Here is a 3,656-nt window from a genome sequence, read left to right as displayed (position 1 = left end):
CGAGCAACCCGACACCCCCGTCCCGGAGTCGGGCCCCGGCTCCTTCCGCGACGGCATGCCCGGCGGCGGCGGTGACGCGGCCGGCGACCGGCAGGAGGCCGTCGGCGAGGGCACCCCGCTGCGCTACCGGGTGCAGGTGGAGGACGGGATCGAACTGGATCCGGACGAGGCCGCCACGGAGGTGTACGCGATCCTCGCCCACCCCAGGGGGTGGACCAACGACGGCACCAGTGCCTTCCTGCCGGTCTCCGAACCACCGTTCGACTTCTCCGTGAAGATCGCCACGCCCGCGACCGTGGACGACATCTGCGGACAGTACGGCCTGGACACCGGCGGCGAGGTGAACTGCCGGGTCGGGGACGAGGTGATGGTCAACCTCCGCCGCTGGGTGGAGGGTTCGCCGAACTTCCCCGGACCCATCGGGCAGTACCGGGCCCTGATCATCAATCACGAGGTGGGGCACCGACTCGGCCACGGCCACCTGGGGTGCCCCGGGCCCGGGGAGCCGGCGCCCGCGATGATGCAACAGATCAAGGGGCTGGACGGCTGCGAGGCCAACCCCTGGCCGTACGACGCGGACGGGGAGTACATCGACGGCCCGTGGGCCCCCTGACCGGTTCCCGATCGGGGCCGGTCGGCGCGGACCCCGGCGGGAGGCGTCCGCGGACGCCGGGCCGTCCGGCGGCGGCGCGCCGCACGGCCCGGCCGTCCCACCGGGCGGGCGGGACGGCCGGGATCGATCGGGAACCGACGGTTCAGCGGCCGGGAGCGGCCCCGGCCGGTTCGGCGCCGTCCGAGGTGCCGGCCGACTCCGCCGCGGGCACCGGGGAGCCGGGGGCCCCGGTGCCGGTGTCGCCGGCCGGTTCGGTGTCCTCGGACGCCCCCCTCCGCGGGGTGCCGCCGCGCCGGCGCAGGACCGCCCCGACCACGGCGTCGATCACCAGGAAGGCCACGAGCGGGACCCCGATCAGCGGCACGTACCACCCCAGGGCCGCCAGGACGACGCCCAGCGTGATCAGCTGCCACGGCCGGGCGCGGCGCCAGGCGCCGCGCGGTATCGGACGGCCGAAGGCCGAGGCCCGACCCCGCAGCCACCACATGCGGTAACCCCACACGATGAGCATCACCAGGGCGCCGGCCAGCGCCATCAGCGCGATCTGGTTGGCGAGCCCGAACAGGAAGCCGCTGTGGATGTCGATGCCCCAGCGGGTCAGCTTGGCGAGGATCGGCTGGTCGGCGAAGTCCAGACGGTCGGTCAGGTCACCGGTGTACGGGTGGATCGCCACCGCGTCCAGACGGATCGGCCACTGACGGTCCATCTCCTTGACCACCCAGGTGGACTCCGGGTCGGCCGGCGGGACGAGCTCCAGCGGGCCGCCGAGCCCGGCGGCGTCGGCCGCGGCGAGCGCCCCGTCGGGACCGATACCGGGCGGGGCCGGCCAGCCGGAGCCGCCGATGGCGGCGGGCGCGCCGTGGTCCCCGTGATCCCCGTGATCCCCGTGGTCCCCGTGGCCCTCCTCGGCCGCGGGGTTGGGCAGCGTCGCCGAGACACTCGCGGTGGTCTGGTTCAACGCCGCGCGCAGATCGGAGATGTGACCCCCCGCGTAGGTGGACCAGGTCAGGCCGGTCACGGCCAGGATCAGCAGGCCCAGCGAGGTCCACACGCCGACCGTGGCGTGCAGCGAGAGCGTACGGCGGCGGCCGCGTGCGCGGCGTTCGGGCACCAGCACCCCGCGCGCGCCGGGCCGGCGTCCGCCCCTGCGGGCGATCCACATGATCAGTCCACCGATCGTCAGGACGATCAGCCAGCTCGCGGCCAGCTCGGCGTAGAGGCGGCCCGGGTCCCCGAGGTGGAGATTGCCGTGGAGGCCGGAGATCCAGGTGCGCAGCGGCAGCGCGCCGCTGGTCCCGTACTGCTCCAGCGCGCCGCGCACCTCGGCGGTGTGGGGGTCGACGAAGACCGCCAGGGTGCGGCCCTCCGTGAGCCCCGGGGTGCCGGTGAGCAGCACCCGGGTGGTGTCGCCCGGGTTCTCACCGACCCGGACGGCGGCGACGGTGCCCTCCGGATGGGCGGCGAGCGCGGCGTCCACCTGCTCCTCCAACGGCACCCGCGTATCGGCGGGGGTCGTCCGGAGTTCCTCGGCGTAGACCAGACGCTCGGCCGGGAGGGAGCCGGCGTAGAGCAGTCCGGTGATCGCGGCGACCAGCAGGAAGGGCGCCACCAGCAGACCGGCGTAGAAGTGCATCCGCAGCAGCAGGGGGCGGACATCGGAACCGCCGGGGCGGCCGGTGGGGGTGTCGGGACCGGAGGCCCCGGAGGGCGTGGGTGGGGGATCCCCGGCGGAACGCGCGGCGGGGGCTTCGGTGGTCATGGATGACTCCTGTGGGGGGAGTACGGATCGGGGGCATCGGGACCGGGGCGCCCCGCCGGCCCGGCGGCACCCGTCCAGCAGTCGTCCGGACGGGCCGATTGGTTCCCCCGTTCTCCCCCGCCGGGTGTGATCTGGCTCATACCGCATGGCGGGGGTGCTCCTCCCGGCCGATTTCTTGTCACCGCCCCCACAAATCCGTCCCCTGCCGTTTCCCGACCCCCGGTGCGCTGTCACCATGAGCCCCATGTCCACCGGTCCGGCTCTCCGTCTCGCGCGCGCCGTGTTCTTCGCGGCCGTGTGCACGGTGACGACCGCCGGTGGGCACGTCCTGATGTCCGGACACGGCATCGCCCCCGGGCCGCTGCTCGCCGTCGCGGTCGTCCTCGCGCTGTGCGCGCTGCCGGCGACCGGGCGGGAACTCCCCGGCCGGGTGATCGCCGCCGCGACCGTCACCGCGCAACTCGCGCTGCACACGCTGTTCACCCTGCTGCCGGCCGCTCCGCGCCCGACCGGGGCCGTCCACGGAGGCGCGGCCGGGACCGCCGCGCACCACGCCGGACACCCCGGTCCGTCGGGTTACGCCGATCACGCGCACGCCCTCGGGGAGGCCGGGGGCGCGGCCCTCGGTCACGGGTGGACCCCCGGCATGGTCGCCGCGCACGCCACGGCGGCGCTGGTCTGCGCGCTGTGGCTGTGGCGCGGCGAGATCGCCCTGTTCGGCGCGGTGCGCGCCGGGGTGGCGCTGCTGGCGGAGCCCCTGCGCCTGGTCGCGCGCGCCCGCGCCCACGGGAACGTCCCGGCCCGGCGTCCCCGCCCGGGCACCGCGGCGGGCCGCGGTTTCGCCCCGGTCCGTACCGCCCTGTTGCGCCACGCCCTCTCCCGACGGGGACCCCCTCCGCTCGCGGTGTGTTGAGAACACCGCCCGGGCGCGCCGCGCCCGGGCGAGGCCCCCGTCGGCCGTGCCGACCGGGGACACCGACCCCCGGCCCCCGCGCCACCACCCGGCAGCCGCCACCGTCCCCCGGGACCGGTGCGGCGTCGGTCCCGGGCACCGGCCCGCCCGGACGAACACCGCGCGGGGGACGACGACCGCGAAGGATCACCCGCGATGTCCACGACCACCCCCGCGACGACGGCTCCCCGGACGCGGGCCGCGCGCCACTCGGCCCGCACCCCCGTTCGATTCCCCCGGCCGGTCCCGCTCCTCGCCGCCGTTCCGCCCCGGGCGGAGCCGGCGGCCCCGGCGCCGATCGGGGACCCCGGAACGGCCGAACCCCCCACCGG

Annotated in this window: 3 protein-coding genes; 2 read left to right on the top strand and 1 reads right to left on the bottom strand. The window is 76.4% G+C overall.

Annotated features, from left to right (window positions below; genetic code table 11):
• Window positions 1–613, top strand: a 613-nt coding sequence (locus FOE67_RS19770; RefSeq protein WP_182666178.1) for a DUF3152 domain-containing protein, incomplete at its 5' end; no start/stop codon positions are given.
• A gap of 142 nt (window positions 614–755) precedes the next feature.
• Here FOE67_RS19770 and FOE67_RS19765 read toward each other — a convergent pair.
• Entirely contained in the window at window positions 756–2,372 is a 1,617-nt protein-coding gene (locus tag FOE67_RS19765; protein WP_182666176.1) for a PepSY-associated TM helix domain-containing protein, read from the bottom strand.
• Window positions 2,373–2,616: 244 nt separating this feature from the next.
• Between FOE67_RS19765 and FOE67_RS19760 the strand changes: the two genes are divergently transcribed.
• Window positions 2,617–3,285, top strand: a complete 669-nt coding sequence (locus FOE67_RS19760; protein WP_182666174.1) for a hypothetical protein — start codon at window positions 2,617–2,619, stop codon at window positions 3,283–3,285.
• Window positions 3,286–3,656 lie beyond the last annotated feature (371 nt).

This window comes from Streptomyces calidiresistens, from assembly GCF_014141525.1.
GTDB classification, from domain to species: domain Bacteria; phylum Actinomycetota; class Actinomycetes; order Streptomycetales; family Streptomycetaceae; genus Streptomyces; species Streptomyces calidiresistens.
The sequence above is the reverse complement of the archived record's forward strand: the minus strand, read 5'-3'. Positions and strand labels throughout refer to the sequence as shown.

Bases quoted from the DNA above. Each gene is read 5' to 3' on its own strand.
- FOE67_RS19760 (WP_182666174.1), top strand. From the start codon at position 2,617: ATGTCCACCGGTCCGGCTCTCCGTCTCGCGCGCGCCGTGTTCTTCGCG.
- FOE67_RS19765 (WP_182666176.1), bottom strand. From the start codon at position 2,372: ATGACCACCGAAGCCCCCGCCGCGCGTTCCGCCGGGGATCCCCCACCC.